The organism is Sphingobacterium sp. LZ11T8 (assembly GCF_024261425.1).
GTDB lineage: Bacteria > Bacteroidota > Bacteroidia > Sphingobacteriales > Sphingobacteriaceae > Sphingobacterium.
Window position 1 is genome coordinate 885556 of record NZ_JANBZY010000001.1, and the last position, 26675, is coordinate 912230.

At 41.7% G+C, this 26675-nt stretch carries 28 protein-coding genes and 1 tRNA gene; 17 read left to right on the top strand and 12 right to left on the bottom strand.

Annotation, left to right across the window (positions count from 1 at the left end; all coding sequences use genetic code 11):
- Positions 1-22 precede the first annotated feature (22 nt).
- The 6 genes from NLF99_RS03775 to NLF99_RS03800 all read left to right on the top strand — a co-directional run bounded on the left by NLF99_RS03775 (position 23) and on the right by NLF99_RS03800 (position 6713).
- Positions 23-3319, top strand: coding sequence for a S41 family peptidase (locus NLF99_RS03775; RefSeq protein ID WP_254526762.1), 3297 nt, complete (start codon positions 23-25; stop codon positions 3317-3319).
- Between the two features lie 72 nt (positions 3320-3391).
- On the top strand, positions 3392-4105 hold the full coding sequence (locus NLF99_RS03780; protein ID WP_254526935.1) for a DsbA family protein: 714 nt from the start codon (positions 3392-3394) through the stop codon (positions 4103-4105).
- Between the two features lie 6 nt (positions 4106-4111).
- The gene (locus NLF99_RS03785; protein ID WP_254526763.1) at positions 4112-5053 is read left to right on the top strand and encodes a CPBP family intramembrane glutamic endopeptidase; all 942 of its coding nucleotides are present in this window, start codon (positions 4112-4114) and stop codon (positions 5051-5053) included.
- Entirely contained in the window at positions 5034-5246 is a 213-nt protein-coding gene (locus tag NLF99_RS03790; RefSeq protein ID WP_254526764.1) for a DUF2007 domain-containing protein, read from the top strand. Before NLF99_RS03785 ends, NLF99_RS03790 begins: the two co-directional genes overlap by 20 nt.
- On the top strand, positions 5247-6044 hold the full coding sequence (locus NLF99_RS03795; RefSeq protein WP_254526765.1) for a phosphatidate cytidylyltransferase: 798 nt from the start codon (positions 5247-5249) through the stop codon (positions 6042-6044).
- A 6-nt stretch (positions 6045-6050) separates the two neighbouring features.
- Positions 6051-6713: a DUF2461 domain-containing protein gene (locus NLF99_RS03800; protein WP_254526766.1), complete on the top strand. Its 663-nt coding sequence runs from the start codon at positions 6051-6053 to the stop codon at positions 6711-6713.
- Here NLF99_RS03800 and NLF99_RS03805 read toward each other — a convergent pair.
- Positions 6707-7900 carry an anhydro-N-acetylmuramic acid kinase gene (locus tag NLF99_RS03805; RefSeq protein ID WP_254526767.1) on the bottom strand — a complete coding sequence of 398 codons (1194 nt, stop codon included), beginning with the start codon at positions 7898-7900 and terminating at the stop codon, positions 6707-6709. The two genes, NLF99_RS03800 and NLF99_RS03805, sit on opposite strands and share 7 nt — an antisense overlap.
- A gap of 73 nt (positions 7901-7973) precedes the next feature.
- Here NLF99_RS03805 and gcvH point away from each other — a divergent pair, with 73 nt between their 5' ends.
- A complete protein-coding gene (gcvH, locus tag NLF99_RS03810; RefSeq protein ID WP_093099913.1) occupies positions 7974-8354 on the top strand; it encodes a glycine cleavage system protein GcvH in 381 nt (126 codons plus the stop codon).
- 68 nt (positions 8355-8422) lie between these two features.
- Here the strand turns inward: gcvH and NLF99_RS03815 are convergent, their stop codons facing one another.
- From NLF99_RS03815 to mqnB, 3 genes are all read right to left on the bottom strand, one after another.
- Positions 8423-9157, bottom strand: coding sequence for a DUF6263 family protein (locus tag NLF99_RS03815; RefSeq protein ID WP_254526768.1), 735 nt, complete (start codon positions 9155-9157; stop codon positions 8423-8425).
- A gap of 122 nt (positions 9158-9279) precedes the next feature.
- On the bottom strand, positions 9280-10266 hold the full coding sequence (locus tag NLF99_RS03820; RefSeq protein ID WP_093099909.1) for a pyruvate dehydrogenase complex E1 component subunit beta: 987 nt from the start codon (positions 10264-10266) through the stop codon (positions 9280-9282).
- A 110-nt stretch (positions 10267-10376) separates the two neighbouring features.
- Positions 10377-11018 carry a futalosine hydrolase gene (gene mqnB, locus NLF99_RS03825; protein ID WP_254526769.1) on the bottom strand — a complete coding sequence of 214 codons (642 nt, stop codon included), beginning with the start codon at positions 11016-11018 and terminating at the stop codon, positions 10377-10379.
- A 51-nt stretch (positions 11019-11069) separates the two neighbouring features.
- Here mqnB and NLF99_RS03830 point away from each other — a divergent pair, with 51 nt between their 5' ends.
- The 8 genes from NLF99_RS03830 (at position 11070) to NLF99_RS03865 (ending at position 17414) form a co-directional block, all read left to right on the top strand.
- Positions 11070-11483 (top strand): 6-carboxytetrahydropterin synthase, encoded by a 414-nt coding sequence (locus NLF99_RS03830; protein WP_185212731.1) that lies wholly within the window; start codon positions 11070-11072, stop codon positions 11481-11483.
- Positions 11484-11506: 23 nt separating this feature from the next.
- The gene (gene folE, locus NLF99_RS03835; protein ID WP_185212730.1) at positions 11507-12139 is read left to right on the top strand and encodes a GTP cyclohydrolase I FolE; all 633 of its coding nucleotides are present in this window, start codon (positions 11507-11509) and stop codon (positions 12137-12139) included.
- A 448-nt stretch (positions 12140-12587) separates the two neighbouring features.
- Positions 12588-13223 (top strand): O-methyltransferase, encoded by a 636-nt coding sequence (locus NLF99_RS03840; RefSeq protein ID WP_185212729.1) that lies wholly within the window; start codon positions 12588-12590, stop codon positions 13221-13223.
- Positions 13224-13244: 21 nt separating this feature from the next.
- Entirely contained in the window at positions 13245-13751 is a 507-nt protein-coding gene (locus tag NLF99_RS03845; protein WP_185218612.1) for a glycoside hydrolase family 73 protein, read from the top strand.
- An 18-nt stretch (positions 13752-13769) separates the two neighbouring features.
- The gene (locus tag NLF99_RS03850; RefSeq protein ID WP_185212727.1) at positions 13770-14609 is read left to right on the top strand and encodes a glucosaminidase domain-containing protein; all 840 of its coding nucleotides are present in this window, start codon (positions 13770-13772) and stop codon (positions 14607-14609) included.
- Between the two features lie 66 nt (positions 14610-14675).
- The gene (locus NLF99_RS03855; protein WP_254526770.1) at positions 14676-15437 is read left to right on the top strand and encodes a carboxypeptidase-like regulatory domain-containing protein; all 762 of its coding nucleotides are present in this window, start codon (positions 14676-14678) and stop codon (positions 15435-15437) included.
- Between the two features lies 1 nt (position 15438).
- Complete coding sequence (locus NLF99_RS03860; protein WP_254526771.1) at positions 15439-16482, top strand: DUF3078 domain-containing protein; 1044 nt, start codon at positions 15439-15441, stop codon at positions 16480-16482.
- A gap of 5 nt (positions 16483-16487) precedes the next feature.
- Complete coding sequence (locus NLF99_RS03865) at positions 16488-17414, top strand: N-acetylmuramoyl-L-alanine amidase (RefSeq protein ID WP_185218615.1); 927 nt, start codon at positions 16488-16490, stop codon at positions 17412-17414.
- A gap of 34 nt (positions 17415-17448) precedes the next feature.
- Here NLF99_RS03865 and NLF99_RS03870 read toward each other — a convergent pair whose 3' ends face one another.
- The 6 genes from NLF99_RS03870 to NLF99_RS03895 form a co-directional block, all read right to left on the bottom strand.
- Positions 17449-19164, bottom strand: a complete 1716-nt coding sequence (locus NLF99_RS03870; protein ID WP_254526772.1) for a sodium:solute symporter — start codon at positions 19162-19164, stop codon at positions 17449-17451.
- Between the two features lie 105 nt (positions 19165-19269).
- Positions 19270-19467, bottom strand: a complete 198-nt coding sequence (locus NLF99_RS03875) for a hypothetical protein (protein ID WP_185212722.1) — start codon at positions 19465-19467, stop codon at positions 19270-19272.
- 8 nt (positions 19468-19475) lie between these two features.
- Complete coding sequence (locus NLF99_RS03880; RefSeq protein WP_254526773.1) at positions 19476-21914, bottom strand: PIG-L family deacetylase; 2439 nt, start codon at positions 21912-21914, stop codon at positions 19476-19478.
- Positions 21915-22213: 299 nt separating this feature from the next.
- Positions 22214-22471: a hypothetical protein gene (locus tag NLF99_RS03885; protein ID WP_099369797.1), complete on the bottom strand. Its 258-nt coding sequence runs from the start codon at positions 22469-22471 to the stop codon at positions 22214-22216.
- Positions 22452-22766: a co-chaperone YbbN gene (locus NLF99_RS03890; protein WP_185212720.1), complete on the bottom strand. Its 315-nt coding sequence runs from the start codon at positions 22764-22766 to the stop codon at positions 22452-22454. The genes NLF99_RS03885 and NLF99_RS03890 overlap by 20 nt, the downstream gene beginning before the upstream one ends.
- Positions 22767-22837: 71 nt before the next feature.
- Complete coding sequence (locus NLF99_RS03895; RefSeq protein WP_185218618.1) at positions 22838-23470, bottom strand: peroxiredoxin; 633 nt, start codon at positions 23468-23470, stop codon at positions 22838-22840.
- Between the two features lie 302 nt (positions 23471-23772).
- Here NLF99_RS03895 and NLF99_RS03900 point away from each other — a divergent pair.
- Positions 23773-23844: transfer RNA gene (locus NLF99_RS03900), tRNA-Arg, on the top strand.
- A 41-nt stretch (positions 23845-23885) separates the two neighbouring features.
- Here the strand turns inward: NLF99_RS03900 and NLF99_RS03905 are convergent.
- On the bottom strand, positions 23886-25091 hold the full coding sequence (locus NLF99_RS03905) for an MFS transporter (protein ID WP_254526774.1): 1206 nt from the start codon (positions 25089-25091) through the stop codon (positions 23886-23888).
- A gap of 82 nt (positions 25092-25173) precedes the next feature.
- On the opposite strand from NLF99_RS03905, the gene NLF99_RS03910 reads away from it, so the two are divergent.
- Complete coding sequence (locus tag NLF99_RS03910) at positions 25174-25962, top strand: AraC family transcriptional regulator (protein WP_185218156.1); 789 nt, start codon at positions 25174-25176, stop codon at positions 25960-25962.
- Between the two features lie 35 nt (positions 25963-25997).
- On the opposite strand, the gene NLF99_RS03915 is transcribed toward NLF99_RS03910, so the two are convergent.
- Positions 25998-26675 (bottom strand): hypothetical protein, encoded by a 678-nt coding sequence (locus NLF99_RS03915; RefSeq protein ID WP_254526775.1) that lies wholly within the window; start codon positions 26673-26675, stop codon positions 25998-26000.

Below are 26675 nucleotides of genomic sequence, written 5' to 3' on the forward strand. Positions count from 1 at the left end.
TCCAACACACCAATTTATCACTATGCTGAAAAATGTTTTTTCCATTCTTGCATTAGCTGTCAGTCAAATCAGCTTTGCTCAAAATAGCAATGAGACCTTATTGTTGAGAAATCCAAGCATTAGCCAGAACCATATCAGTTTTGTTTATGGGGGCGACATCTGGATTGCCGATAAGAGCGGTCAGAATGCACGCAGACTTACCGTCAACCCTGCTGTAGAACAGAACCCAGTTTTTTCTCCAGACGGCTCCAAAATAGCTTTTACGGGAAACTATGATGGAAACACCGACGTATATGTAATTTCGATACAGGGCGGTGACCCACAGCGCGTCACGAGCCATCCTTCTGCAGACGTCCTAAGGGGTTGGTTATCCAACGATGAGGTTTACTTCACGACGCAACGCGAACTGAATTATTCACTTGGAGCAAGATTATACCGCAGTAAAATCAATGGTTCTGTAGATTATCCCTTGCTGATGCCAGAGGCAAATCAGGGATCTCCATCTGCTGATGGTAGGTATTGGGCCTATATCAAGAACGGGGATCCTACCGAGAGGGATCGCGTGGCATTTAAGCGTTATCGTGGTGGGGGTATGCCGTCGATTTGGATCTTCGATACCCAGAGCCATGATGTACAGGTCGTACCGGGCGAGAAATGCAATGACGTTAAACCTCTCTGGCTGGGCGACAAAGTTTTCTTCCTGTCGGACCGAGATAAGATTGTCAATGTTTTCAGTTATGATGTCAAATCAAAACAGGTAGAAAAATTAACCAATTTTACTGATTACGATGTTCGCACATTGCAGGGAAGGGGCAATGAATTGATCTTCGAACAGGCCGGCAAGCTGCACTTATTGAATACTACCAATAAATCAAGCAACCCGATTTCCATCAACATCAATGCCGATGCCTTATCCAAGCGAGGACATTATGTCGATATGAAAAAAGATATCCGAAATTTTGAAATATCCTCAACCGGACAAAGGGCACTTTTTGAATCAAGAGGAGAGATCTTCTCGGTGCCTAAGGAAAAAGGTGATGCCCGTAATATTTCAAGTTCGCCAGGGTCACATGAAAAGTATCCAGCATGGTCTCCAAACGGGAAATGGGTTTCTTATATTTCAGATAAGAACGGAAAATACGAACTGGTCCTACGTGATCAAAAGGGCATGGATGAACCCAATTATATCAGTTTAGGAGGCAGTAACTTCTATTTCCAACCGACCTGGTCGCCAGACAGCAAGAAATTGTTCTATACAGACTCCCACTTAAATCTCTATTATGTGGATATTGACTCTAAGAAAGTCACCAAAGTAGATGATGATTACCTAGGGTCCCATACCGGACGTAATTATAATTATTTCCAATCCAGCTGGTCACCAGATTCGAAATGGATAGCCTATATCAAGACCCTTAACAATGGTCAGAATGCGGTTTACATGTACAATCTGGATTCCAAGAAAACACAACAGGTTACCGACGGAATGAGTGAGGTTACCCAGCCAATCTTTACCAGAGATGGTAAATACCTGGTGTTCTCAGCGAGTACCAATGTGGGGTTAACCAATTCAGGTCTGCACATGACTGCTTATGACCGTGATACCGAATATTCGCCTTATGCTTTTATCCTATCCAGCGATTCCCCTTCCATCTTCAAGAATGAAAGCGATGAGGAAACCGTGAAATCGGAAGGTTCAAATGAAGAAAAGGACAAAGAAGACAAAAAGGACAGCAAAAAAGATAAAAAGGGTAGCTCCAAAAAAGAGGATTCCAAAGAAGAAGAATCCAAGGAAACTATCAAACCGATCAAGGTAGATTTTGAACAGATCAATAATCGCATCATTCCCCTTACCATTCCAAAAGGTTCTTATGCATTTGATGGATCGGTTGAAAACATGTTGATCTATAAACGAGGAAGCAACCTATATGCTTATGACCTGAAAAAACTTGAAGAGAAAACCATTGTAGAAAATGCAAACGGTTATTCGATCAGTAGCGATGGTAAGCAGATGATCTACAGCAACAAGGACGGGTATTACATCGTCGAGGCAGGAAAGAAGCCCGCTGGAGATGCAGGTAAGCTGAAATTGGACGATATCAAATTACGTGTTGAACCTTCACAAGAGTGGAACCAGATCTTTAATGAAGTATGGGCCATGCAAAAGGACTTCTTCTATGTAGAGAATATGCATGGTGCAGATTGGGCTGCCGTGAAGACGAAGTATGAAAAATTCCTTCCTTATGTCAATCACCGTTCCGACCTGAGCTATCTGTTGAACGAGATGTTAGGGGAGTTGGTTGTAGGCCACAGCTATATCTATCCAGGAGACGAGCCTAGCGCCCCATCTGTAAGCTCAGGTGTATTGGGAGCAGATTTTGTAATAGACAACAATCGTTATAAGATCAAGAAAATCTACAATAGAATGGATTGGAACCCATCATTCAAAGCCCCACTTGCCGAACCAGGTTTGGGTGTGAAAGAAGGTATGTACATTCTGGCCGTAAATGGAAAAGAATTGACTGCAGATATGGATATCTATAGCCTATTTGACTTCACCGTTGACAAACAGATTGGCCTGAAGGTAAATGATAAGCCTAGCTTAGCAGGAGCCAAAGACATTACCGTTAAGCCTATTTCATTTGGAAACGAGGTCGCTCTGAGACGTCAGTACTGGGTAGAAAACAACCGCAAAAAGGTGGATTCATTAAGCAATGGGCAGATTGCCTATGTCTACATGCCAAATACAGGCAGAGAAGGCTATGTGTCCTTCAACCGCTATTACTTCTCTCAAATGGACAAAAAAGCCCTGTTGCTGGATGAAAGAAATAACGGCGGAGGATCAGTGGCCGATTATGTCATCGATCTATTGTCGAGAGAATTGATTTCAGGCTGGGGAATCCGCGATGGTAAGAGCTTCACTACACCTGGAAACGGGATCTTTGGTCCAAAAGCTATGATCATCAACGAATTTGCCGGTTCAGGTGGTGATATGATGCCATATATGTTCAGGTTCAAAGGCCTAGGTAAGCTGGTCGGAAGGACCACCATGGGTATTTTGGTCGGTATTTCTGGCTATCCGCAGCTATTGGACGGCGGAATGGTTACTTCGCCAAACTTCGGAATCTTCGATCTTAACGGTAATTATATCATTGAAAACGAAGGTGTTGCTCCTGATGTTTTTGTAGAGCAGATGCCGAAAGAGCTTCTTCAGGGCAAGGACCCGCAATTGGAAAGAACTGTTCAGATCCTTTTAGAGGAGATGAAAACCTATCCGTATAAAGAGCTTAAAAAGCCTGCGGATCCAATCCGGGTAAATTAAAAAATAAAGGAAAGCCAGGGGGTAACTCGTGGCTTTCGTTCTTTTTACTGATTTAAAAGAGTATTTTTGAACATGTTAATAGAAATCTGGTCCGACATTATGTGTCCTTTCTGTTATATCGGAAAGCATCACTTTGAAAAAGCGCTTGATTCATTTATTTTTAAAAATGAGATTAAGGTAGAATATAAGAGTTATCAATTAGACCCTAACTATCATTATCAAGATGGCGATAGCACGTATTCCTACCTGAGCCGCTCTAAAGGCATGCCAATGGAGCAGGTCAAGGAGATGACCGGGAATGTGGAGCAAATGGCAAAAAATGCGGGAATCAACATTGATTTTGCAACAAATATTCCTGCCAATACTTTCAAAGCACATGAACTGATTCATTTTGCGGCTACCCAAGGTAAAGGTGCTGAAATGAAAGAACGCCTATTCCAGGCACATTTCTCCGGCGGGCTGAATATCGAAAAGGATGAGGTATTAGTATCCTTGGCAGAAGAAATCGGATTGGATAAGGAACAAGCCAAAGAGGCGCTGAACAGCGATCAATATGCTTATGAAGTCAAACAAGACCTTGCAGAGGCACAACAGATCGGTATTCGTGGCGTTCCATTTTTTCTTATTGACCGTAAATATGCGGTATCTGGCGCTCAACCGGTAGATGTTTTCGCTGAAGTTCTAGAAAAAAGCTTTTCAGAATGGAAAGAAAAAAATCCACCCATTATTTTCTTTAAAAGTGATGATTCTGCACCGAGCTGTACGGATGATAAATGCGATATTTAATCTGATATGAACAGCCAAATGTTTGAACCCAAAAAGAATTCAGCTTGGATGTCAATGATGATCCTTTTGGGATTAACATTTGCTTGCGCCTTTGCCGTTCAAGTCATAGTCATTGTTGGCATATTAATCAGTACAGGAGATATTAAAAGTATGCTGGAAGGCGGAGGCACCTCCATCTTTTCAGAAAACGTCTATGTCCTGTACACGATATTGGCGGCAAGTAGCATTTCTACCTTTTTATTGCCCTCCGTATTCCTACAGATTAGCGAGAAAAACCAATACCGGTATTTCCCATCTGAACCTTTCCAGCTTAAGAACTATCTAGTCCTTATTTTCTTGTTTCTGTTGGTCTGCAACCCCATGATGGAGCTGGTGAGCCGTTGGAACATGGACATGAAATTGCCGGATTTCTTAGAGAAGACGGAATTATGGATGCGTTCTCAAGAAGACCAAATGAAGGAATTGACGGTACAATTGGTCATGGTGGACAGTGTCGGTAAGTTGATGATGAACTTGCTGGTCATGGCGGTCATTCCGGCCATTGTGGAAGAATATTATTTTAGGGGCGCTTTGCAGAACATTTTAGTTAGGCTCTTTAAGAACGTACATGTGGCTATCTGGGTTACGGCGATTATCTTTTCTGCCATTCACGTGCAGTTTTATGGTTTTTTCCCGAGAATGTTATTGGGCTTGTTCTTTGGCTATGCTTTTGTGTGGTCCAAGAATATTTGGGTACCGATATTTGCCCACTTCCTGAACAATGCCTCGGTGACCATCATCGCATTTGTATATACGAGAAATGGAAAGACCTATGAAGACCTGCAAAATGCAGATCCGTATACCATCCCTTTTTATATCAGCAGCATCATTATAAGTGTTGCCATCGCTTTCTACTTTTATAAGATTTCGAACCAAAAAACTAAATCAAATGAACTCAAACTGGACTAAAATAAAAGTTTACAACCAAGCCTTTGAGGCTGAAATTGTAAAAAATATGCTTCTTGAAAACAATATTCCTGCTGTGGTATTAAACAAAAAGGACTCATCCTATCTATTTGGTGTGGTGGAACTGTATGTGGAGCATGAAAATGCAGACAAAGCAATGGAATTGATAGGTTCATTTGGAGACGAAGAGGAATAAATGAAAACAAGAGCTATTACAGGATTTTTCTTTGTGGTTGCATTGGTATGTGCCACGATTTTTAACCAATATGTTTTTGCCACATTCTTCAGCATTGTGGGTATCCTTTCAGCAAGGGAGTTTTTCACCATCTGTAAAACAGAGGAAACAAAACCCTTAATGGGCTTAGGGATATTGACGGCAACAGTGCTTGCAGCGCTGTCTTCTGCCTATTTCTTGGGCGTGTTGGAGCTGAAATACCTGATGTTGGCTTTGCCACTCTTCTCCCTGTTGTTTATTTCATCTTTATACCTAAAAAGAGAAAAACCCTTTCATGATATAGCCTATACCGTATTGGGAATTTGGTATGGCACAGTTCCATTTCTGTTTTTCATAGGACTGGGCTTCTTAAAGGGAGATTTCAATCCCTATATTCCTATGGGATTCCTGATCATACTATGGTCTAATGATACCGGCGCTTATCTTTCTGGAAGGGCATTAGGAAGAACAAAACTGTTTGAACGGATTTCCCCGAATAAAACCTGGGAAGGGTTCATCGGTGGGGTTATCCTGGCCATGGGGGTGGCCTACAGTTTGGAGCACTTCTTTGGAAGCTTGTCCAAAATAGAATGGATTGCCATTGCAGCCATCATCGGAATCTTTGGAACATTGGGCGACTTGGTCGAATCCATGCTGAAAAGAAGTCTTGGAATCAAGGATTCTGGACAGATATTACCCGGTCACGGCGGCTTTTTAGACCGTTTTGATGGGCTGTTGATTGCCGCACCTTTAGTCTACGTACTGCTTACTTTATTATAGAAGAACATGAAAATAGAAAAGTCAACCTTCGATTTTCTAAACGACCTGAAAGACAACAACAACAGGGAATGGTTTCAAGAGCACAAGCCTGAATATGAGGCCGCATTGAAAAATGTCACTGAGTTTATTGAGGGGATAATCATGAAGCTTTCTGAGCTTGATCCACATATCAACCAGGAGATATCTGCAAAGAAGTGCCTGTTCCGAATCTACAGGGATGTCAGGTTTTCGAAGAATAAAGATCCTTACAAATCATGGTTTGCCGCTGGGATATCTGTTGATGGCAGAAAATTAGCAGGACCAGAATATTATATACATATCGAACCAAACGGCACTTTCATTGCCGTAGGCTACTGGCGTCCCGAAAAGCACCATTTGGATGCAGTTAGGCAAGAAATTGACTATAATGCCGAAGAGCTATTCAAAGCTTTGGAAAAAGGGGGCTGGAAAACCGAGGATATGTCTGCTGAGGATAGGTTGCAGAGACCTCCGGCAGGATATGCCGTCGACAACGAGCATATAGAGCTCCTGAAGCACCGAAGCTTCATCTTGTCGACTAACCTGAGCAGAAAACAAATGGAATCGCCTAAAGCCTTAGATACGGTAATTGAGCATTATGCCAGTATGATTCCTTTCAAGGAATTCATCCATCAGGCAATCGATCAATAGGGTAGACTGATCTTACCCATGCAAACTGCAGGGGAATCCTTGATATTGGAAACAGATTGAGGATCTCCCGCCAAGGTTTCATTCGCCAAAACGGCAAACAAACAAGCTTCCTTTGCGTCAGGATCTAAACCAAGGGCCTCAAAAGATTCAACACTCTCAGGGAATTCCTCCTTTAACTGCTCCATCAGCAAGGGATTGTGCAATCCACCACCACTGACATATATCTTCAAGTTCTCCAGGCCTGTTGTGGCTTTTTGTATGCCTTTTACCATTGTTTTTGCCGAGAAACTGTTAAGGCTGGCCATAATATCCTCATGACTTAGTTGAGGAGAACCGATCTTTTCCAGGGCATTATCCAGGTAAGCCAGGTTAAACAATTCGGGACCTGTTGTTTTGGGGAAGTCAAGGTTCAAGAAGGGTTCGCTTTCCAGCTCATGCAGTAAATCCAAATTGGTCTGACCCTTTTTGGCCGTTCCAGCATCTTTATCCATCTCAACCCCGAAATGCTTCTCCATATATTGGTTCATCATCGTGTTTCCTGGGCCCAGATCTGTCGCATAGGCCTTTAGTCCTGAACCTAAAGCCGGAAGAAAAGTGAAATTGGAAATGCCGCCGATATTTAATAGGATGCGGTTTTCAGTTTCCGAAGAGAACAATAGGTAATCACCATAAGCCGCTAAAGGGGCTCCTTCGCCACCAGCAGCAAGGTGTTTTTGCCGAAAATCGGACAAGCAGATGATGCCAGTCCTTACCGCCATGTGGTCCCCATCGCCCAATTGCAGGGTACTGTTTGGCAAAGAACGATCATGGGTCAATGACTGCGGAGCATGAAATACCGTCTGCCCATGGCTAGCGATGGCATCAACTTCAGAAACCTCCATGTTCCATTTCTGGAGGGCCTCCAAAACCAAAGCTGCATGTACCTCCGCGATATAGGGATTAAGCCCACAAAGGATCTGTTGGTCAATGTTTCGTTGAGCAAATATCTTACGGACCCAAGTCCTGAATTCAGGCTTATAATCCATCGTTTCAAAGGCCAGAAGTTCAATTTTACTATGGTTTCCATTTCCTTGAATTTTGCATAGGGCAATATCCAGCCCATCCAAGGATGTTCCGGACATCAAACCGATGATCAGACGATGGTCTTTCTGCGCTATTTCAGCTAATTTGGCAATGCTAGGGTTCATAGGATAAAAATACAATAACTTTTGTATTCTCCTTTCTTAATCCTATTTTTGGAGAAATACAAATAGAAAAGACATGAATTTTCCTTCAGAATTAAAGTACACCAAAGATCACGAATGGGTTCGTGTAGAAGGTGATGAAGCAGTAATTGGTATTACGGACTTTGCTCAAAGAGAGCTTGGTGATATCGTATTTGTTGACATCAACACAGTGGGTGATGAGGTAGCAGCAAATGAAGTGTTTGGTTCAGTAGAGGCGGTTAAAACTGTTTCTGATCTATTTATGCCAGTTACTTCTACTGTATTATCAGTAAACGATGCAATCGATGCAAACCCAGAATTGGTTAACTCTGATCCTTACGGTGAAGGTTGGATCATCCGTGTTAAATTGAACAATGCTGCTGATGTAGACGGGTTGATGTCTGCAGATGACTACAAAGCTGAAGTTAACGCTTAATCTAGCAATAAAACATAAAAAAGGCCATTTAGCATTGCTAAATGGCCTTTTTTAATGATATTAATATCTTATTTAAGGACGGTCATCGTTATATCCGAAGTTACTTTTTGTCCTTCTACGTCCATTTGCATTTTGATGGTAGCCGATTTGGTAAACAAAGTTTCCGTGTCTGCAATATAGGTACTGCTCATTGTTCCGATTTTAGTATCTGAATCATTGAACATTTCACCGGTTGTCTCCACTTGGTATCCTTCTGCAGTTTTCCCAACATATTTATTGATCGCTTTGGTCTTGATTCCTTTGTTTGTCGACTCCGAGGTCCAAGTATCACCCGGTTTTACCGGTTTATCAGGGTAGGTGGTGGTCATGGCAAAGTTTTCAAAACTGCTATCCGTTCCTTCAACCCCTTCCATACTGATCATTTTTCCTTTGTCTGACGTAATAATGGTCATTTTTTTGCCTAGCAACTTTTCAAACTGAGCGGCCATGATTGCGGCCGTAGGGTCATCCGAAGGTTTTTCAGAATCATAGCTGATGGTCATCATCCCAGCATCCATATCCACCTTAATGGCGTCTGTGGTGTTTTCCATGGTATAGTTCGGACTTTCGTATTTAGACACATTTATGGTGCTTTTCATTACCATATCCATGATCATGCTCTGCTCTCCTTCAATATCCATTTTCATGTTGGTAACGGACTTAAATGGCTTGTTCAAAGGCATCTTCATAGTAAAATCAACTTCCTGAGCTTTAGAAACTAATGCTGCTGAAGTAAGTAGGAAAAGGATCAGTAATTTTTTCATTCTTTTGAATTTAGTTCTTTAAAAATACTATTTTTTTGCAGAACACAAAGTTTTCAGTGCAGAAACTCTATAACAAAAAGCCCCGGTATTTTCATACCAGGGCTTCCATTATCTTGTATTTCTTATTTTTTGATATAAGAAACTTCTTTTACCGCTTTAACCACTTTCGCAATACTTGGCAATGATGCCTCAACTAAAGTAGGTGCATATCCTAGAGGAACGTCAGCTGAAGTAACACGAATTACTGGAGCATCTAGGTAATCGAATGCATGTTTTTGAACGTGGAAAGTAATTTCAGAAGAAATTGAAGCCAAAGGCCAAGCTTCTTCTACGATTACTAAACGATTTGTTTTCTTAACAGATTCGATGATGGTAGCGAAGTCGATTGGACGTACCGAACGTAAGTCGATCAATTCCACACTTACACCGTCTTTCTCCAATTCCTCAACTGCTGGAATAACAACACGAGGAACCATCTTACCGAATGAAACTACAGTTACTGCAGTACCTTCTTTTACTACATTTGCTTTACCGATAGGCAAGTAGTATTCCTCTTCAGGAACCTCGCCTTTATCACCGTACATCTGCTCAGATTCCATGAAAATAACTGGATCTGGATCGATGATCGCTGATTTCAACAATCCTTTAGCGTCGTAAGGGTTTGAAGGAACAACCACTTTCAATCCTGGTGTATTCGCATACCAGTTTTCAAAGTTTTGAGAGTGCTGCGCACCTAATTGACCAGCATTACCGGTCGGACCTCTGAATACGATCGGACAAGAGAACTGACCACCACTCATTTGGTGGATCTTTGCCGCAGCGTTGATAACTTGGTCAATAGCAACCAGTGAGAAGTTGAAAGTCATGAATTCAATGATCGGCTTTAAACCGTTCATCGCCGCACCCACGCCGATACCTGCAAAACCAAGCTCAGCAATTGGAGTGTCAATAACACGTTTTGCACCAAACTCATCAAGCATACCTTGACTTACTTTATATGCACCATTATATTCAGCGACTTCCTCGCCCATTAAAAAGATTGTTTCGTCTTTACGCATTTCTTCGTTCATCGCTTCACGAAGCGCTTCTCTGAATTGTATTTCTCTCATCAGTATTACAGATAGTGAATTTTGTTTAGATACGCAAAAATACTATTATTTCTCGAATTTTCGTAGTGGCATTGTACTATTTTCGATGTAAATGGGTCTACACAATCGATTTACAAAAGGGGTTTTTGATCTTGTAGAGCAATTAGGAACCGCTGTAGCCAAGAATTCAGCTCATTTAGCGCCAAAGGGATGTTCCAATTTTCTACATTTCTCTTTTCCACTAGGTTGGAAATTGACCGTACTTGGACACAAGGAATCCTCAATTTATTCGCTGCATAGAAAAAAGCAGCACCTTCCATGCTTTCCAATATGTTCAAGCCATGCTCCTTTTTGATCCTGTCAATGCTGTTTTCAGATCCGTGGGACTTATTGACCGTAATGGCATCCACATAAGGGATTTCATAAAACTCGGCAGGCAAGGCTTGCTCGGGTAAGCTTTCTACAAAGATAGATTGGCCAAAGCCAAGGCTATCGATCGGGATAAAATCCTGATCATTCTCAGCTCCAAACTCAAAAACCTGGTCGGTCTTGATCTTCAGCATTGCCCCTAGTTTATGATAAGGGTTAAATGTTCCGGCAATACCCACGTTGATCAGCAGGTCATAGGATTTCCCCTGAAGGTATTGCCCCAAAGAAAAGGCCGTGGCGACCATACCAACGCCAGTTACCAAATAATCTGTCTTCGTTTCTATAAATGTGGGAATGGATGCGGCTATTTCTAGTTCCGTTGCTGCTACTACGAGAGTTTTCATATATGTGGCTCAAAGTACTAATTTACGGTAATTTACTTTATCTTTGTCATTATGATTTATATAACACGACGCGAACGCTTTAATGCTGCCCACAAGCTCTATCGTGAAGACTGGTCACTGGAGGAGAATGAGCGTGTTTTCGGTAATTGCTCAAACCCAAACTGGCACGGTCATAACTATGACTTATTTGTGACTGTTAAAGGCCTGGTCAATCCTGAAACAGGGTTTTTGATCGACCTGAAGTTGATGAAGGATATTATTATCAGAGAGGTTATTGACAAATTGGACCATAAGAACGTCAATCTGGATGTAGATTTCATGCAAGGAAAAATGGCATCTACCGAGGTGATTGCCATTGAAATATTCAATATCCTAAAGCCTTTCTTCGAAAAAGAGAAAGTGTTTTTGCATGCAGTCAGACTCCATGAAACCGAAAATAATTATGTCGAATACTTCGGCGAATAATTCACCTAAAAACCAATCTTAGAATGAGCAAATTTCAACAATTTGAAGAAGAAGAGCAGGACGGTTATTTAAAGATCGACCAATACAACGAAAAGAATGTTGAACGAATTGCAGAACATTATACAGATATTCTTCAAGCCCTGGGCGAAGACCCTAAGCGTGATGGATTGATCAAAACACCTGAACGTGTAGCAAAAGCCCTTCAGTTTTTAACCCATGGATATGATGTGGATGCTGCTGAGCTATTGCGCAGTGCAATGTTCGAAGAAGAGTACAGCCAAATGGTGGTTGTAAAAGATATAGAGGTCTATTCCATGTGTGAGCACCATATGCTTCCTTTCTTTGGAAAAGCCCATATTGCCTATATTCCTAACGGCCATATCGTAGGCTTGAGCAAGATTCCTCGTGTTGTGGATGTATTCGCTAGGAGATTACAGGTACAGGAAAGATTGACCAATGAAATCCGTGACTGTATCCAAGAGACCCTTAAGCCAGCGGGTGTTGCCGTTGTGATTGAGTGTAAACATATGTGCATGGCGATGCGCGGCGTGCAGAAACAGAACTCTGTAACCACCACTTCAGCATTTACCGGTGCCTTCCAAAACGATGTTACCCGATCTGAATTCCTGAGGTTAATTACCGCTTCTTTAGGATAAAAGAATAAATAAGATAAAATTAAGGCCTGGATTTACGGAATTCAGGCCTTTTATATGAACAAAAAAGGCATCCTATTTCCAATAATTTCCATTTAGGATAGGAGATTTTTTCACGATTTCAGCTTGACTTTACCTTGGTCTCATTCGAGACACATTCCGAATTTTCCGAATGTGTCTCGAATGAGACCAAGTCCATACCTAGAGCATATCCTTCATCCAAAAAAATTATCGAATGTCGTTGAGGAAGGGTTGAAACCCAAAATACAAAATGGTCAAAATAATGACGTAATTTAAATAAAAGTTTAAAAATTTCACTTTTTGTGACTTGCGTTTAAAGCCTTTAAATGCTGTTTGATACACTTACTGTTACGAACTAACACGCTGATAATCATCTGTTTGTAAAATATCTCTTGTTTGGATGCGGGGCTAATATTTATCTTTGCGCAGTATGTTTGAAGAGTCTAATCCATTAAACAGCTATCTGGAAGATACTACGGACGAGGAAAATTCGTTGTTAAAAAAGGTCAATAGAGAGACCTATCTGAAGGAGACCATGCCCCACATGTTATCGGGGCATTACCAAGGAAGAGTGCTGTCGATGATCAGCAAGATGGTACATCCGAGGTTGGCTTTGGAAATTGGAACTTTTACAGGATATGCTACCCTGTGTTTAGCAGAGGGATTGGAAGATGAGGGTGTTTTGCATAGCATTGATATCAATGAGGAGCAACAGGAGCGGGTTCAGTCTTATTTTGATGAATCGCCCTATGCAAGTCAGATCAAGTATCATATTGGCGATGCAGCGGAGGTGATCCCAAGTATTGAAGGGACTTTTGATCTGGTGTTCATTGATGCCGATAAAAAAAGGAACCTGTACTACTTCAATACATTGATCGACCGAGTGAGGCCTGGAGGTGTGATCTTAGTTGACAATGTGTTATGGAAAGGCAAGGTTTTTGATGAGAACCCCGACAAGCAAACACAGCAAGTAATCGAATTAAATCAAACCTTGGCAGAGGATAAACGGGTTGAAAAACTTATTCTGCCGATTAGAGATGGGCTTTTTGTGCTACGCAAAAAGTAGTGTTAAACTAAAACAAGTTTTATGCTAGAATATTGTAGAAAGATTTTTGTGATATGTATACTTATCACTCTTTCAACTTTAGGGCTTTATGCTCAAGATTATACGACGAAGTCGTACATTGAGAAACATAGTCCGGCAGCTCAAACGCTAATGCGTGAAACAGGGGTTCCGGCCTCTGTCATCTTAGCAGTAGCAATTCACGAAAGTGCCTATGGCAACAGTAGAATTGCACGCTATCTGAACAACCACTTTGGTATCAAAGGGAAGAACAACAGTAAAAAGATCCGTTCGGCTTATAAAGGATATGGTTCGGTGTTGGATTCTTACCGTGATTTTGTGGGACTTCTCCAAAGAAGAAAGGCTACGCAGCCCTTGTTCGACAAACACAATTCAGAAGACTATAAGGGATGGATTAAGGGAATCGCTAGATCTGGATATTCAGAGACCGGTGATTGGTCGAGAAAGGTAATCTCTACGATCGACACTTATGACCTTGAAAAGTACGACGAAAAAATAAATCTTAATTAAGCGAATTTGTCAGATAAGATGAAGAAGTTTTTATTGGCCAGTTTAATATTGGCCTTATTTTTTGTTTCCTGTGGAACTAAAAGAAACACTACACTGAAGAACCCAAACGGCAGACCGAACAGCTCCGCCAGTTCCAGCTCTTCATCATCTAGCAACAAAGGAACCTCAACAAGTGGTCTGGACTATATCGATCGCTACAAAGGGATCGCCATTGAGGAAATGAACAAATATGGTATTCCTGCCAGCATCAAATTGGCCCAAGCCCTGTTGGAGTCTGGAAACGGCAATAGCTATCTGGCGACCCGTGCCAACAACCACTTTGGAATCAAATGTGGCGGTACTTGGAACGGCAAGTCGGTAAACCGTCCTGATGACAGCAACAATGACTGTTTCAGGGTTTACAATGATCCGGAGCAATCTTTCCGTGATCACTCCCAATTTCTTCTCCGAAAACGCTATGAGAACCTTTTTACATTAAAAAAGGATGATTACAAAGGCTGGGCGAAGGGATTAAAGGCCGCAGGATATGCGACCAACCCTAGGTATCCAGAACTATTGATCGACCTGATCGAGCGATATAACCTGCAGCAATATGATCGTGCCGAAGCTCCGGTGGAGGTCATTGCCCGCGTGGAGAAAGTCGAAGAGGTAATCGAAGAAAAAGAAGTGGAAGAGCCTCAAGTTCCTGTTGAGGAAATCAAGAAACCGGTAGCCATGCTGATCTATGAGGTTAAGGCGACCGATACCATGTATTCCATTGCCCGAAAATATAATGTAACCGTGGAAACTATCAAACAATTGAATGGCCTGAGCAGCGATGCTGTAACGGTTGGACAGTTATTGGTCGTATCAAAATAGTTACAAGTCCCATTAAAAGATGTTAAATATTAGCAAGCTATTCTTCTAAGACGTAGTTTTATAGGAGTGAAAATTCTTGTCCGTATCTTTATTTTATGCTTTATGCTTTCTCCGGCTTTGCTCTATGCACAACAAAGTCTGGAGGGAATCGTATATGACAAGGAAAGCAAGCGAAGGCTCGGGGAAGTGCAAATTAGAAACCTAAACACACAGAAATACATTTATAATGATGCAAGAGGCGAGTTTAAGACGCCTGTACATGCTGGGGATGTCTTGGTCTTTAAGAAGATGGGTTACTTTAGCGATACGGTGGTTGTCAATAACCAGAGTGCGCTGATCATCAATTTGAAGGAGAATGTAGCCAATATTGAAACCGTTACGGTCATTGGTCGCAAGAACCCGGATGATGTTTTAAATGAGATAAAAAGAGATTATGGCAAGGCTTTTGAGTTAGCTAAGCCTGGCGATTTGTTTTCGGTGGGAATGACAGGAGCAGGATTGAATATTAATTCGCTCTATGGCATGATCAGCAAGGAGGGGAAGGACGCGAGGAGATTTACCCAGTTTATCGGGAAGCTCCATGAAGAAAACATTATAGACTTTAATTTTACACCGGAATTAGTACATAGTCTGGTGGGGTTGGAAGGTGATGACCTGAAGGCATTTATGCAGTTATTTAGGCCTACATACGAGTTTGTGTCTACCGCCAACTATTATCAGATGGTAAAATATATAAAAAGTAAATATGAAGTGTTCAAACTACACCCAAATTTACGACCTTTGCGAGAATTGCCAGATATTCAATTAGACGTAAAAAAAGAAAATTAACATGAATATAAAACTTTACCTATTACCTGTTTTCATTTTTATTTTCGGAATCAGTATGATTCAAGCACAGGATTTGCGCGATCTGCGTGTAAAGCCGGACAGCAGCATTTCGCCGGAAACGGATGGGAAAGCGCTAGGTATCAAAAATATCAATGTGCCGATCCCTAAGTTGGACCTACAGGTCAATTACTGGAAACATTGGACAAGGCTAGGGGTTAACTTTAACCAAGCGGCCTTTTCTGAAAACTGGAAACTGGGTGGTTTGAATTCATTTGCCATCGGTGGTATCCTTTGGCATAAATCGGAGTTCAACAGGAACAATTTCAACTTTGTTTCCGAGGTGGACCTGAAGTATGGTAAGGTAAAGAATGAGGGACAGTTGGCCAAGCCAAACAATGACCGTATTTTCTGGGATAATAAGTTGGCGTATAAGTTGACCAAATCATGGGCGGTCTATTTATCCCTAACCTATGAAACCCAATTTGATAATGCCTTCCATTATGCGATGCAAGATGGTGAAGAGGTCATTACCGGTTTGAAATCATCATTTATGGCACCTGGATATTTTACGGAATCATTCGGTTTGGAGTATAAGCCAGATGATACATTCTCATTGCGTTTCGGTACAGGTACGGCTAGACAGACCTTAATCTTGGATAACCGCTTGAAGCCTTATAATGCCTATGATTATTATCAGAAACATGGGAGATACTTCGACCCTAAAGACGTGACCAAAGGAACCGGACCAATGTTTGGGGTTGCCGAAGGAAAGAACTTTAACAATGAACTGGCTTTCCAGTTAACCGCAAACCTAGATAGGAACCTGACAAAAAACTTGCATTTAAAATCGCGTTACAACCTATTTGCAGACTACGAAGACATTACCGATCCAACCCATCGTTTGGACGCAACCTTAACGGCTAAAGTGACCTCATTGATCAATGTGGCATTGGGTGGTGTTATTTTGTATGATTCTGCATTGGACAGCAAGGTTCAGTGGAACCAGATGCTTTCCATGGGGGTAATGCTTAATTTACCAAAATAAGATAGATGATTAAAATTTCAGTGAGACTGATTGCTGCGTTGTGTGGGGTAATGTTCTTGGTTGGTTGTTCTACGGCCAAGAAGTCGAAGGTTTTGCAATCAAATACAGCTGTAATTACTCCTTCTGTAATCGTTGAGAATTCTGCGCCGAAGCTGGATACCCTGAACAAGCCTGCAGAGGTCATTGAACAGGCAAAAGTAGCGCCTACGCTTTCGGTTAATTCGGAATTGACACCGGAGCAGCAAGCTTGGAACATGTTTTTGCAAGGGACCAGCAAACAGTATGACTTTGCAAACGCCATCCATTTTGATGTCCGGAAACCATCCTTTGTGATGATCCACCATACCTCCCAAGCCAATCTGGCCCAAACGATCCGTACCTTTCAGTTGGCACATACCAAGGTCAGTAGCCATTATGTGATCGGTCGTGATGGTCGCGTGGTGCAGATGTTGAATGATTATTTGCGGGGTTGGCATGCCGGAAGAGGCAAGTGGGGAAGCATTACGGACATGAATTCGGTGTCCATTGGGATTGAACTTGACAACAATGGCTCTGAACCTTTTCCAGACGCCCAAATAAACTCCCTGCTGGTCTTATTGGATACCCTGAAGACCAAGTACAGTATTCCTCAAAAAAACTTCATAGGACACGCTGATTTCGCGCCAGGAAGAAAAGATGACCCCAATGTATTCTTCCCGTGGCAGCTTTTGGCCGAACGAGGATTTGGAATTTGGTACAATCCTAATTATTTAATGGCTCCTCCGTCAAACTTTAATCCCATCGATGCCCTTAAGCTCATGGGTTATGACCTGACCAACCAAGATGCCGCCATTAAGTCCTTTAAACGAAAGTTCGTGAAATCTGATCTTTCACCTATCTTGAATGATCGGGACCGAGCGATCTTATATGATCTCTACCGAAAGTATTATTAGAATATTTATAAATGAAAATTGCTGGTTTACGGCATTATACCTGAGTAGGTTCGATATCCTTTTTCGGAGTACTGCCCATGAAGTACTGCAGGATAAGTCCAATGAGGATCAGTAGTACACAACCGATCAGATTCAACCACAGAAAGGCGACAACGTTCATCTGCCAGATCCCAATAACGATAACCTCGGTTATTACAGCAGACCAAAAAACTGCTTTTCCACCGATTCTTCTGATATAAAAAGCCACTAGGAATATTCCAAGGATGGTTCCATAGAAAAGGGAGCCTAAAATATTAACGGCTTCCAAGAGGTTTCCCAATTGACTGGAGTAAAGGGCTATCCCAATGGTAAAAATCCCCCAGAATAAGGTGCTGATACGCGAAGCCTTTAAATAATGGGCATCGTTGGCATCCCGTTTTACGAAGCGTCTATAGATATCGATCACTGTTGTTGAAGAAAGTGAATTGATGGCACTGGCCGTTGCTCCCATGGAAGCTAGGAAGATAATGGCGATCAATAGGCCTATCAAGCCTTTAGGGAAAGTATCGGTAACAAACCTTAGAAAGATATAGTTCGTGTCATTGGTGTCCGCATTTGGATCGTTTTTCTTGATCAGGTCCACCAATTCGGTTCTCAATCCCTGGTCTTTTTCATTGAATTGTTGTAGGTTGATCCTGGCATCGTCGATTTTATCATCTTGCTTTTCCTTCAATGCACTGGTCAGCTGATTGATATAAACGGTTTTTTCCTGGCTTAACTGTTCATGTCTTTGCTTGATATCCTCATACTCCTGTTTATGGGAGCTGTTTTCCAGTTTTTCAATGACTTGCTCATTAAAGAATAGGGGTGGGGTATGGTACTGATAATACGCAAAGACCAAGATACCGATCAAGAGGATACAGAACTGCATAGGCACTTTAAGCAATCCATTCATCAGCAATCCCAATCTGCTCTCTTTTACCGATGATCCTGTCAAATAACGTCCCACCTGGCTCTGATCAGTTCCGAAGTAAGATAGCTGCAAAAAGAAACCACCGATCAATCCGGTCCAGACGGTATACTGATTGTCCAGGTCAAACTTAAAGTCAATGGCATTTGCTTTTCCGGACTTTCCGGCAATGTGTAGGGCTTCTTTAAATCCTATGTCCTCAGGCAGAAGATGGACCACCAAGACTCCCGCCAATAGCAGGCCGGCGAATATGATGGACATCTGTAAGAGCTGAGTGTATGATACCGCTTTTGTGCCGCCGTATACCGTGTATATTACCACTAAAGTACCGATGCCGATGGTGGTCATCACCAAGTCGATATTCAGGATGGTGGAGAGGATAATGGCCGGAGCGAAGATGGTGATACCTGTAGAGATCCCTCTCTGGATAAGGAAAAGGGATGCGGTCAGGACCCGGGTCTTGATGTCAAATCTTTTTTCCAAGAATTCGTAGGCCGTATAGACCTTGAGTTTATGGAAGATCGGGACGAAGGTGATACAGAGGACAATCATGGCCAAAGGCAGTCCAAAGTAGAACTGGGCGAAGCTCATTCCAGAAGAGTAAGCAAGTCCAGGCGCGGAGAGGAAGGTAATGGCACTGGCCTGGGTTGCCATTACGGAGAGTCCTACGGTGTACCAAGGTAAGGAGCGGTCACTGAGGATATAGCCGTCAATGGTTTTGACGTTCTTGCTTTTGTAAATCCCATAGACCACTATGGAAAGCAAGGTAAGGATGAGTACTATCCAATCGATACTACTCATCCAAAATATCTAGTAAAAATATACATTAGAACTATGCAAACGACTAACCAGATGACAATAATCCAATAGAATTGTCTCCAGCTTCGTACGAATGGCGGTAGTCCTTTATCTGTCATGCGATTTTTGTGGCAATAAAGCGGAAATGAAGATGATTGCAAAAATAAAACCACCGATAAGTCCAGCAATTAAGGATAAAAATGTACCACTTGCAACCCAAGCAGTAAGTGCACCTAAGATAGTACCTACTAATAAGATGATGCCTTTTACGTTGATTTCGTTAGAGTTTTCGATTTGATTTTCCATTATATTTATTAATTTTTTTCGTTCTTAGCCAGCAAATTTACAAATAATCTAGTAGCTCCGGGAACTCCTGCCGGCAATTGTCTGAAAAAGGCCAAAGGTGCATAGACAAACTTCCCTTTTCCATAATTCGCTACCAATAGGGACCCCTTGTTTTGCTCTTCGTTTTTGTCTGCCATACTCAAAGGAGTGCGGTATTCTGGGGATATATTGGTTGCAAAATAAAGACCTCGTTCCTGTACCCAACCTTCAAAATCCTTGTCTGTAATTTTGTTGGGATAATTCAGGATGGGGTCATTTGGATCCGTAAAGGTTACTTTTGCATCCTCTTCGGTTACCCTTTCGCGATTGATTTCAAATGGATAGGGACCCAATTTATTGGTACTCATCCTGGAATTCACGTTATATTGTGCCAAGACCGTTCCGCCCTGTTCTGCATAATCCAATAGGATCGGCAACCATTGATTGGTATTCGGACTAACGTTATAGGCCCTAATTCCCACTATGATAGCATCGTATTGTTTTAAGTTAGTGCTGGCAAGCAGATCACTGTTCAATAGGTCGACCTGAATGCCAATGTTTTCCAATGCTAGGGGAACCAGATCCCCCGCACCATGAATATAGCCAATTTTTTTCAATGGATTGTTAATTTCCAGCGCTTTAACTTTTAGGTTGATTGCCGGAAACCAGGTGATATCTGGAATATGCTGGTAGGCAATTTTTTTGAAACCATAGATTAGCTCACCATTCAGTAGGGGCTGGACCTCACTGCTAGCTGTATTTTTGGGATTAGAGATCTCGAATGTCTTAACGACCAGACCATGTTCAGGGATGTCAATGGATGCCTTGTTAGGAACAATATTTAAGCCATCAGACTGCTTAAAGCTTAATTCCGCTTTTTGGGGCTGCTCACTGTTGTTGCTGATGGTTAAACTAATGGTTTTCTTATCACCCGTTTGCAGCAGGGCTTGTGATGAGCTGATCGCCGCGGTAAGGACTGGTGATATGGAGACTGGCTGATAGATTTCGCCTTGTACGGGATCTACATATCGGTATTCCACGGGCTTGTCAACGTTTATGGCCAAGCCATCAACCTCGATTACAAACTTAGTCTGCGGATTATTTGTGTTTTCAGGGTTTCCAAAATTACGGTCTTCTATGTCAAACTTGCCTAATGAGTTTGGCTTTTCTAACCAATAGGGCTGTGTCCAATGGTCAACCTTCTTTTCAGAAGCGTATTTTTTGGTTTCATTGGCAGGAAGAGTTTCTTCTATCCGTTTGCCATCAATGGAAATCAATTTTACCGCTACATCTGCGGCTCTCTTGATGATTTCATTGTTTACAGAAAAAGCTTGATTAACCACAAAATTCGGCTTGGAGGCAATGGATTCTGCAACTATGCCGGCAGAGGATAGGATAATGTCTTCAATATCCTTGATTTTCTGATCCCTGTATACAGAAGGCTTCAATGCATTAACCAATTGATGCAGGGCTACCAATTCCTGGATTGATTTTTCAGGATGGTTGATATTAAAAGCGCTCTGTATAGATTGGATCTTGGTCTCGATGTTCTTCACGGGTTCGCCTAGGCGCTCCCAACTTGTGTTGATGCCTTCAAATAGGTCTTTTGTTGCTTTTTCGCCAGCGACATGGTCAAAATACTCGGTTGTTTTACCTCGGTTGGAGGCAGCACCAAAACCTTGGCTTTTGTGCTGGGATCTGCTCATGGCAGATATTTCACCATATGAATAGCCCAATAAAGGGTTGTAGTCATTCAGAACGACTTTCAGTTGCTCATCCGATGTATTGTTCATGCCTCCAAAATTGGCGGTATTCCAGACAATACGCTTGGCTTTCCATGGTTTCAGTTCTTTCAGCTGTTCGGGAAAGCTGTTGGGATCTGCTGCTGCTTCGTAGGCCTCCTTGGCCAGGATGGCAGAAGCCTGGTGATGTCCATGGCCGCCACGGCTATCCGGTGGAAAGCGGTTTATGATCACATCCGGTTGGAGCTTACGGATCATATAGACCGCTTCGCGGAGGATATCCTCCTTTTTCCAGAAGCTGAACGTTTCTTCATGCGTTTTGGAAAAGCCAAAATCGTAGGCCGCACTGAAGTATTGTTCCCCTTTGTCGATAGCGCGGGCAGCCAATAATTCCTGAGTACGGATCAGACCAAGTTCAATTCCTTGTTCTGTCCCTAGCAAGTTTTGTCCGCCGTCACCACGGGTCAGGGAAAGATATGCAGTTCTATATTTGCGGTCATTGGCTAAATAGGCAATGAGCCTGGTGTTTTCATCATCTGGGTGGGCCGCGAAATAAAGCGCGGTACCTAGTGTTCCAAGTTTATCGATCTTGAGCTTAATTAAGGAAGCCGAATTGCTCTGCTGTGCAAAAGCAACCGAAAAAGATGATAGGAATAGGAAGATTAGGCCTAAGAATCTGTGAATCATCCTTAAAAGTAATAAGATTCGTGTAAAAAAATAAAAGGAATCAAAATAATTTGATTCCTTTTACCAACAATTAAAAATCTTCGACTTTAAACCTTGGTATTAATTCCGTTGGTTTAATTTTTAGCAGGATGATGCGCTTTATTTTGGTCTAACCTTTAATAAATATAAAAGTAATATAAATCAATTTGATTAGTCGCGGTATTTATAAAAAACTTTTCCACAAAAACACAGTTATGCACAGGCTTTTGTGGAAAAGAAAAATGTGGTCAATAGCTTGACCTTATGATTGTTTATGCGAATTACTTGTCAATGGAGCCTAAAACACGCTTCATAAAGGTGTTCAGGGCTTCTTTTTGTGGCATTCCTTCTTGAACCAATTTGTTGACCTCGATGGCGCCGTACATATTGGAGATCAATTCACCAATTACATCTAGCTCTTCGTCTTTCAATTGAGAGACTTCGGTCAACGATTCCAAGGTTTCGATTGTTTCCAATACGAAGTCTGCGTCGTTTTCGGCTATAAATTCCGTAAGATGTTTAATTATTGGTAACTTCATTTAATAGTTCTGTTAATCCTTCGATTTTATTTGTTTGTACTTGATTGATCAACTTTCCGCCTTTAAAAGCAGCGAAAGTTGGTAAGTTGTTTACATTAGCAAGTTTCCTTGATTCTGGGAACTTTTCTGCATCTACGATTACAAATTTCACGTTGTCGTTTTCTCCTGCTAATTTTTTGAACTTAGGCTTCATAATGCGGCAGTTACCACACCAAGAAGCAGCATATTGAACCATCACCGTATCATTGCTGTCGATGACCTCTTGTAGATTGTCTGAGCTTAATTCTTCTAACATGATTTTTGATTTAAGAGTTGATCTGAAAAAATAAGAGGAGGTTGTCCCTCCTCTTTCAGTATGGGGGAATATTAATTGTGTGACAAGTATGAAGCAACGCCATCACGTGTAGCGTTCATCGCTTCTTTACCTTCTTCCCAGTTTGCTGGGCACACTTCACCGTGTTTCTGAACGTGCGTATAAGCATCGATCAAACGGATGTATTCTTTTACATTACGGCCTAGAGGCATATCATTTACTGACTCGTGGAATACTTTACCAGTCTCATCGATCAAGTAAGTAGCACGGTAAGATACCGCAGAACCTTCAACTAGAGTTCCGTATTCAGGGTGTTCAACCTCTTTCATTTCTAAGATACCTAATACGCTAGATAGGTTGCGGTTAGTATCAGCAATGATCGGGTATTCAACACCTTCGATACCGCCGTTGTCTTTTGCAGTGTTCAACCATGCAAAGTGAACCTCTGCAGAGTCACATGATGCACCGATTACGATAGTGTTTCTTTTCTCGAATTCAGCAACAGCCTCTTGGAATGCGTGTAACTCTGTAGGACAAACGAAAGTGAAGTCTTTTGGATACCAAAATAATAAGATCTTCTTGTTCTCTTGTTGTGCTTTTTCGAACAAATTCAAAGTGAAATTGTCGCCTAAATAGTCAATTGCATCTACTGTAATGTTCGGGAAATTTTTACCTGTAAAACTCATAATAATTTTCTTTTCTTTTTTGTAGTACAAAGATACACTTTTTAACGCCTAAAAATAATCGATAATACTTATTAACTATCGGTTTTATCTATTTAAAACCAGTATCACATATAAGAATGATTTATATCACAAATAGCCTTCTTTTTGATTGTCAGGGGATTATTTGATCGGCTGGGCAGGGAAAAATATTTTGATGGGCAGAAAGGTAGGTTTGACAGTTAAGTATATTTTTAATAGACCTAAATACAATCAGTTGAAAATAAAATTTGCTCTAAGTCCATAAAATATTAGTTTTGCAGCACGGCCCTGTAGTTCAACGGATAGAATAGATGTTTCCTAAACATTTGATAGCAGTTCGATTCTGCTCGGGGCTACAAAAAAAGCAACTCATTGAGTTGCTTTTTTGCTATCCAGCTTAATGCTCTTCCACAAACCTTGGCCTGGCCGACCTTCTACCAAACACCGTCATCAGTACAATCACCAATAACAGGAAATAAAATGAATAGGACCAAGAGAGGGCATAATCGTGCAACTTGCCAAACAGGGGTGGGCCAAAGGCTGCAATCAGGTAGCCAATAGACTGTGCCTTCCCTGAAATCTTTATGGTGCCGACCATGGTTTTGCTCCTTGAGGACAGAAACAAAATAGCTAAACTAAATGCCAGGCCTCCTGCTACCCCTAATAGTATGGCCGTAAAATAGATGTATTGATCCTTCAGTAACAACAGCATGAGTATACCGGCAGAGTAGAGAACTCCGATTAAATAGATCATCGATTTAGGATCTTTCATCTTACTGGCAACAATTGGACTGATGAGCATAACGGGCAGCATCGCCAACTGAAGGATGGAAAACACCCAGCCTGCAGCGGATTTGCTCATTCCATATTCCATCAGTACGGTCGGTAGAAAAGCGACCAGGCAATAATAAACTAAAGATTGCAAGCCCATAAATAGGCTTATGTTCCAAGCTTGTTTGGAACGGAATATATTGAACTTTATGTTTTCCGAGGTATTTACTTGCCGGTTTACTGGTTTTTTGCCCCAAAATAATTCAGCAATTACAATCAATAAAGCTATGACCGCGACAACGATCCAGACCGACAGGGATCCTTTCCAGCCGGCACCGGTCCATTCTCCGATGGAAATACTAAAGCCTGAAGCCAGGGCTGCCACCAAGTTCATGGAAACCGAAAAGATACCGGTCATTAGCCCGATCTTTGCAGGGAACTCATTCTTGATATAGGCAGGAGTCAAAACATTACCCACGCATATTCCTAAACCTATTAAAACTGAGCCCAAATAAAGGGTTGTGACACTCCCTGCTACCCTTAAATACAATCCTAAAATCAAGATCGCTAAGGAATAGATCAGGCCATGCCGGATATTTAGTTTTTCAGTGGCTTTACTCACCAAAATAGAACAAGATGCAAATACGATGAGCGGAATGGAGGTCAGAAAGCTGGCCTGAATATTATCCAGATCCATTGCCGATTTGATTTCATCCAAGATGGGACCTACGGCAGTTATAGGCGATCTAAGGTTGCTGCCTACCCAAATGATGAGCAATATTCCCAACCATGAATTCCTTGTCGTATGATTTTGTTGCATTTTTTCGTCCATGATTTTACTTGTATCTGATCTTGGCCACAAAGATAAGCTTGTCGTTTTTATTAACTTTGCCATTTACTACATATACAACGACATGGAAAAGCTAGGTCATCCGGATAAACAGATCGGGGAATACGTAGATAATATCAGTGCTGATACCTATGTATGGTATGATGCGCAATGGAAACATGATGATAAAGAGCATCAGCACCTCAGTTTTCAGTTAAACTATGTGACTGAGGGGTATCAGTATTTCCATATTGACAAAAAGATCTATTTAGTTCCCCAAAACCATATCATCTGGATTCCCAGCGCAAAACCTCATAAAACAACCACGGAGTCAAGTTCGGTGAATTTGATGTCAGTTCTTTTTAAGGAGGTTCCAAAAGGGGATTTTTTCAGGAAGACCCATGTTTTTCCAGCGCCAGCAGTGTTAAAGGAAATGTTGCTATATGCATCAAAATGGAATAGGGTACTTGATATCGACATGGAACAAAAGCTCTTTTTGAAAGCTTTATTATACAGCCTGCCTAACTTTTGCGAAGAGAGCATGGCCCTAGAAATCCCAGTTCCTTCTGATGAAAGGTTGATCCCGCTATGTAATTACATCAATAGCAACTATAAGTTCAGTTTTGATATCCATGCCTTGGCGGAAATGGCAAACCTATCGGTCAGGACCCTGCAAAGGGTCTTTAAGAAAGAAACAGGTATTACATTGCAGAAATATTTGCAGTTAGTGCGGATATTAAAGAGTATCGAACTTCTCGATACCAGGAAATATACCCTGACGGAGATTGCCTATAAAGTAGGGTATCAAAGTTTATCTGCTTTCAGCCTTTCCTATTCCAGTTTAATGAAGGAAGGACCTAAGCTTAAGCAATGATCCTTTCATATGGGGGTGCAGAGAGAAAAGGCCTTCTACCTTCTCTCGGTCAAATTACCATCCACGTCAAAGTAGAGGTAAACATCTTTTCTAGCTCCAGAGATGGAAGAATACCAATGCGTCACATCCATATTGGCAACCTTCATGTGGACAAAATAGATATGGTCTGAAGGGGTACCGCCCTCAATATCCTTGGCTTCTTCAATCAAGGTATCGTGGATTTTCTTTACGGTAGAAAACTTAACTTTATCCAATGGGTACAAAAGATCGACCATCTTTATGTTTCCTGAAATCTTTACAGGAGTAGGATCCAACCACATCCCCTTTGAGTAGGTATAGGTATCGATGTTTTCGGGCTTATCGGGATCTTGTATCTTGATGCTGATTCGGCCACCTTGGAAATCAAAGAAATATAGGTCCTGGTGCATCATGATCTTTTTTCCTTTGAACTTCGGCAGGTTCATCAGATCTGCCTGGATCTTGTCCAATTCTTCAGCACTTGCATATACGCTATGCTCCTTTTTTTCATCAGGGGCTGTGACATCAATTGTTACCGAAGAAGAACTGCTTGTCCTTTCCATGGAATGGTCACTTGCTTCCTTTTGTTGGCGAGGTTTCATGGTGTCCTCAAAACTTTTCTTGATCTGCTTACAGGAAGAAAACAATGCAAGGATTGCAATGCAGGATATAATATGATAAAAAGTCCTTTTCAT

Excerpts from the sequence above, each read along its gene's own strand:
- mqnB (WP_254526769.1), bottom strand. The coding sequence starts at position 11,018 with ATGAAAACTCTCGTAGTAGCAGCAACGGAACTAGAAATAGCCGCATCC.
- NLF99_RS03785 (WP_254526763.1), top strand. The coding sequence starts at position 4,112 with ATGAACAGCCAAATGTTTGAACCCAAAAAGAATTCAGCTTGGATGTCA.
- NLF99_RS03910 (WP_185218156.1), top strand. The coding sequence starts at position 25,174 with ATGGAAAAGCTAGGTCATCCGGATAAACAGATCGGGGAATACGTAGAT.
- NLF99_RS03840 (WP_185212729.1), top strand. The coding sequence starts at position 12,588 with ATGTTTGAAGAGTCTAATCCATTAAACAGCTATCTGGAAGATACTACG.
- NLF99_RS03895 (WP_185218618.1), bottom strand. The coding sequence starts at position 23,470 with ATGAGTTTTACAGGTAAAAATTTCCCGAACATTACAGTAGATGCAATT.
- NLF99_RS03780 (WP_254526935.1), top strand. The coding sequence starts at position 3,392 with ATGTTAATAGAAATCTGGTCCGACATTATGTGTCCTTTCTGTTATATC.
- NLF99_RS03865 (WP_185218615.1), top strand. The coding sequence starts at position 16,488 with ATGATTAAAATTTCAGTGAGACTGATTGCTGCGTTGTGTGGGGTAATG.
- NLF99_RS03885 (WP_099369797.1), bottom strand. The coding sequence starts at position 22,471 with ATGAAGTTACCAATAATTAAACATCTTACGGAATTTATAGCCGAAAAC.
- NLF99_RS03880 (WP_254526773.1), bottom strand. The coding sequence starts at position 21,914 with ATGATTCACAGATTCTTAGGCCTAATCTTCCTATTCCTATCATCTTTT.
- NLF99_RS03820 (WP_093099909.1), bottom strand. The coding sequence starts at position 10,266 with ATGAGAGAAATACAATTCAGAGAAGCGCTTCGTGAAGCGATGAACGAA.
- NLF99_RS03800 (WP_254526766.1), top strand. The coding sequence starts at position 6,051 with ATGAAAATAGAAAAGTCAACCTTCGATTTTCTAAACGACCTGAAAGAC.
- NLF99_RS03790 (WP_254526764.1), top strand. The coding sequence starts at position 5,034 with ATGAACTCAAACTGGACTAAAATAAAAGTTTACAACCAAGCCTTTGAG.
- NLF99_RS03890 (WP_185212720.1), bottom strand. The coding sequence starts at position 22,766 with ATGTTAGAAGAATTAAGCTCAGACAATCTACAAGAGGTCATCGACAGC.
- NLF99_RS03860 (WP_254526771.1), top strand. The coding sequence starts at position 15,439 with ATGAATATAAAACTTTACCTATTACCTGTTTTCATTTTTATTTTCGGA.
- NLF99_RS03815 (WP_254526768.1), bottom strand. The coding sequence starts at position 9,157 with ATGAAAAAATTACTGATCCTTTTCCTACTTACTTCAGCAGCATTAGTT.
- NLF99_RS03905 (WP_254526774.1), bottom strand. The coding sequence starts at position 25,091 with ATGGACGAAAAAATGCAACAAAATCATACGACAAGGAATTCATGGTTG.
- NLF99_RS03805 (WP_254526767.1), bottom strand. The coding sequence starts at position 7,900 with ATGAACCCTAGCATTGCCAAATTAGCTGAAATAGCGCAGAAAGACCAT.
- NLF99_RS03775 (WP_254526762.1), top strand. The coding sequence starts at position 23 with ATGCTGAAAAATGTTTTTTCCATTCTTGCATTAGCTGTCAGTCAAATC.
- NLF99_RS03795 (WP_254526765.1), top strand. The coding sequence starts at position 5,247 with ATGAAAACAAGAGCTATTACAGGATTTTTCTTTGTGGTTGCATTGGTA.
- folE (WP_185212730.1), top strand. The coding sequence starts at position 11,507 with ATGAGCAAATTTCAACAATTTGAAGAAGAAGAGCAGGACGGTTATTTA.
- NLF99_RS03845 (WP_185218612.1), top strand. The coding sequence starts at position 13,245 with ATGCTAGAATATTGTAGAAAGATTTTTGTGATATGTATACTTATCACT.
- NLF99_RS03915 (WP_254526775.1), bottom strand. The coding sequence starts at position 26,675 with ATGAAAAGGACTTTTTATCATATTATATCCTGCATTGCAATCCTTGCA.
- gcvH (WP_093099913.1), top strand. The coding sequence starts at position 7,974 with ATGAATTTTCCTTCAGAATTAAAGTACACCAAAGATCACGAATGGGTT.
- NLF99_RS03850 (WP_185212727.1), top strand. The coding sequence starts at position 13,770 with ATGAAGAAGTTTTTATTGGCCAGTTTAATATTGGCCTTATTTTTTGTT.
- NLF99_RS03875 (WP_185212722.1), bottom strand. The coding sequence starts at position 19,467 with ATGGAAAATCAAATCGAAAACTCTAACGAAATCAACGTAAAAGGCATC.
- NLF99_RS03870 (WP_254526772.1), bottom strand. The coding sequence starts at position 19,164 with ATGAGTAGTATCGATTGGATAGTACTCATCCTTACCTTGCTTTCCATA.
- NLF99_RS03830 (WP_185212731.1), top strand. The coding sequence starts at position 11,070 with ATGATTTATATAACACGACGCGAACGCTTTAATGCTGCCCACAAGCTC.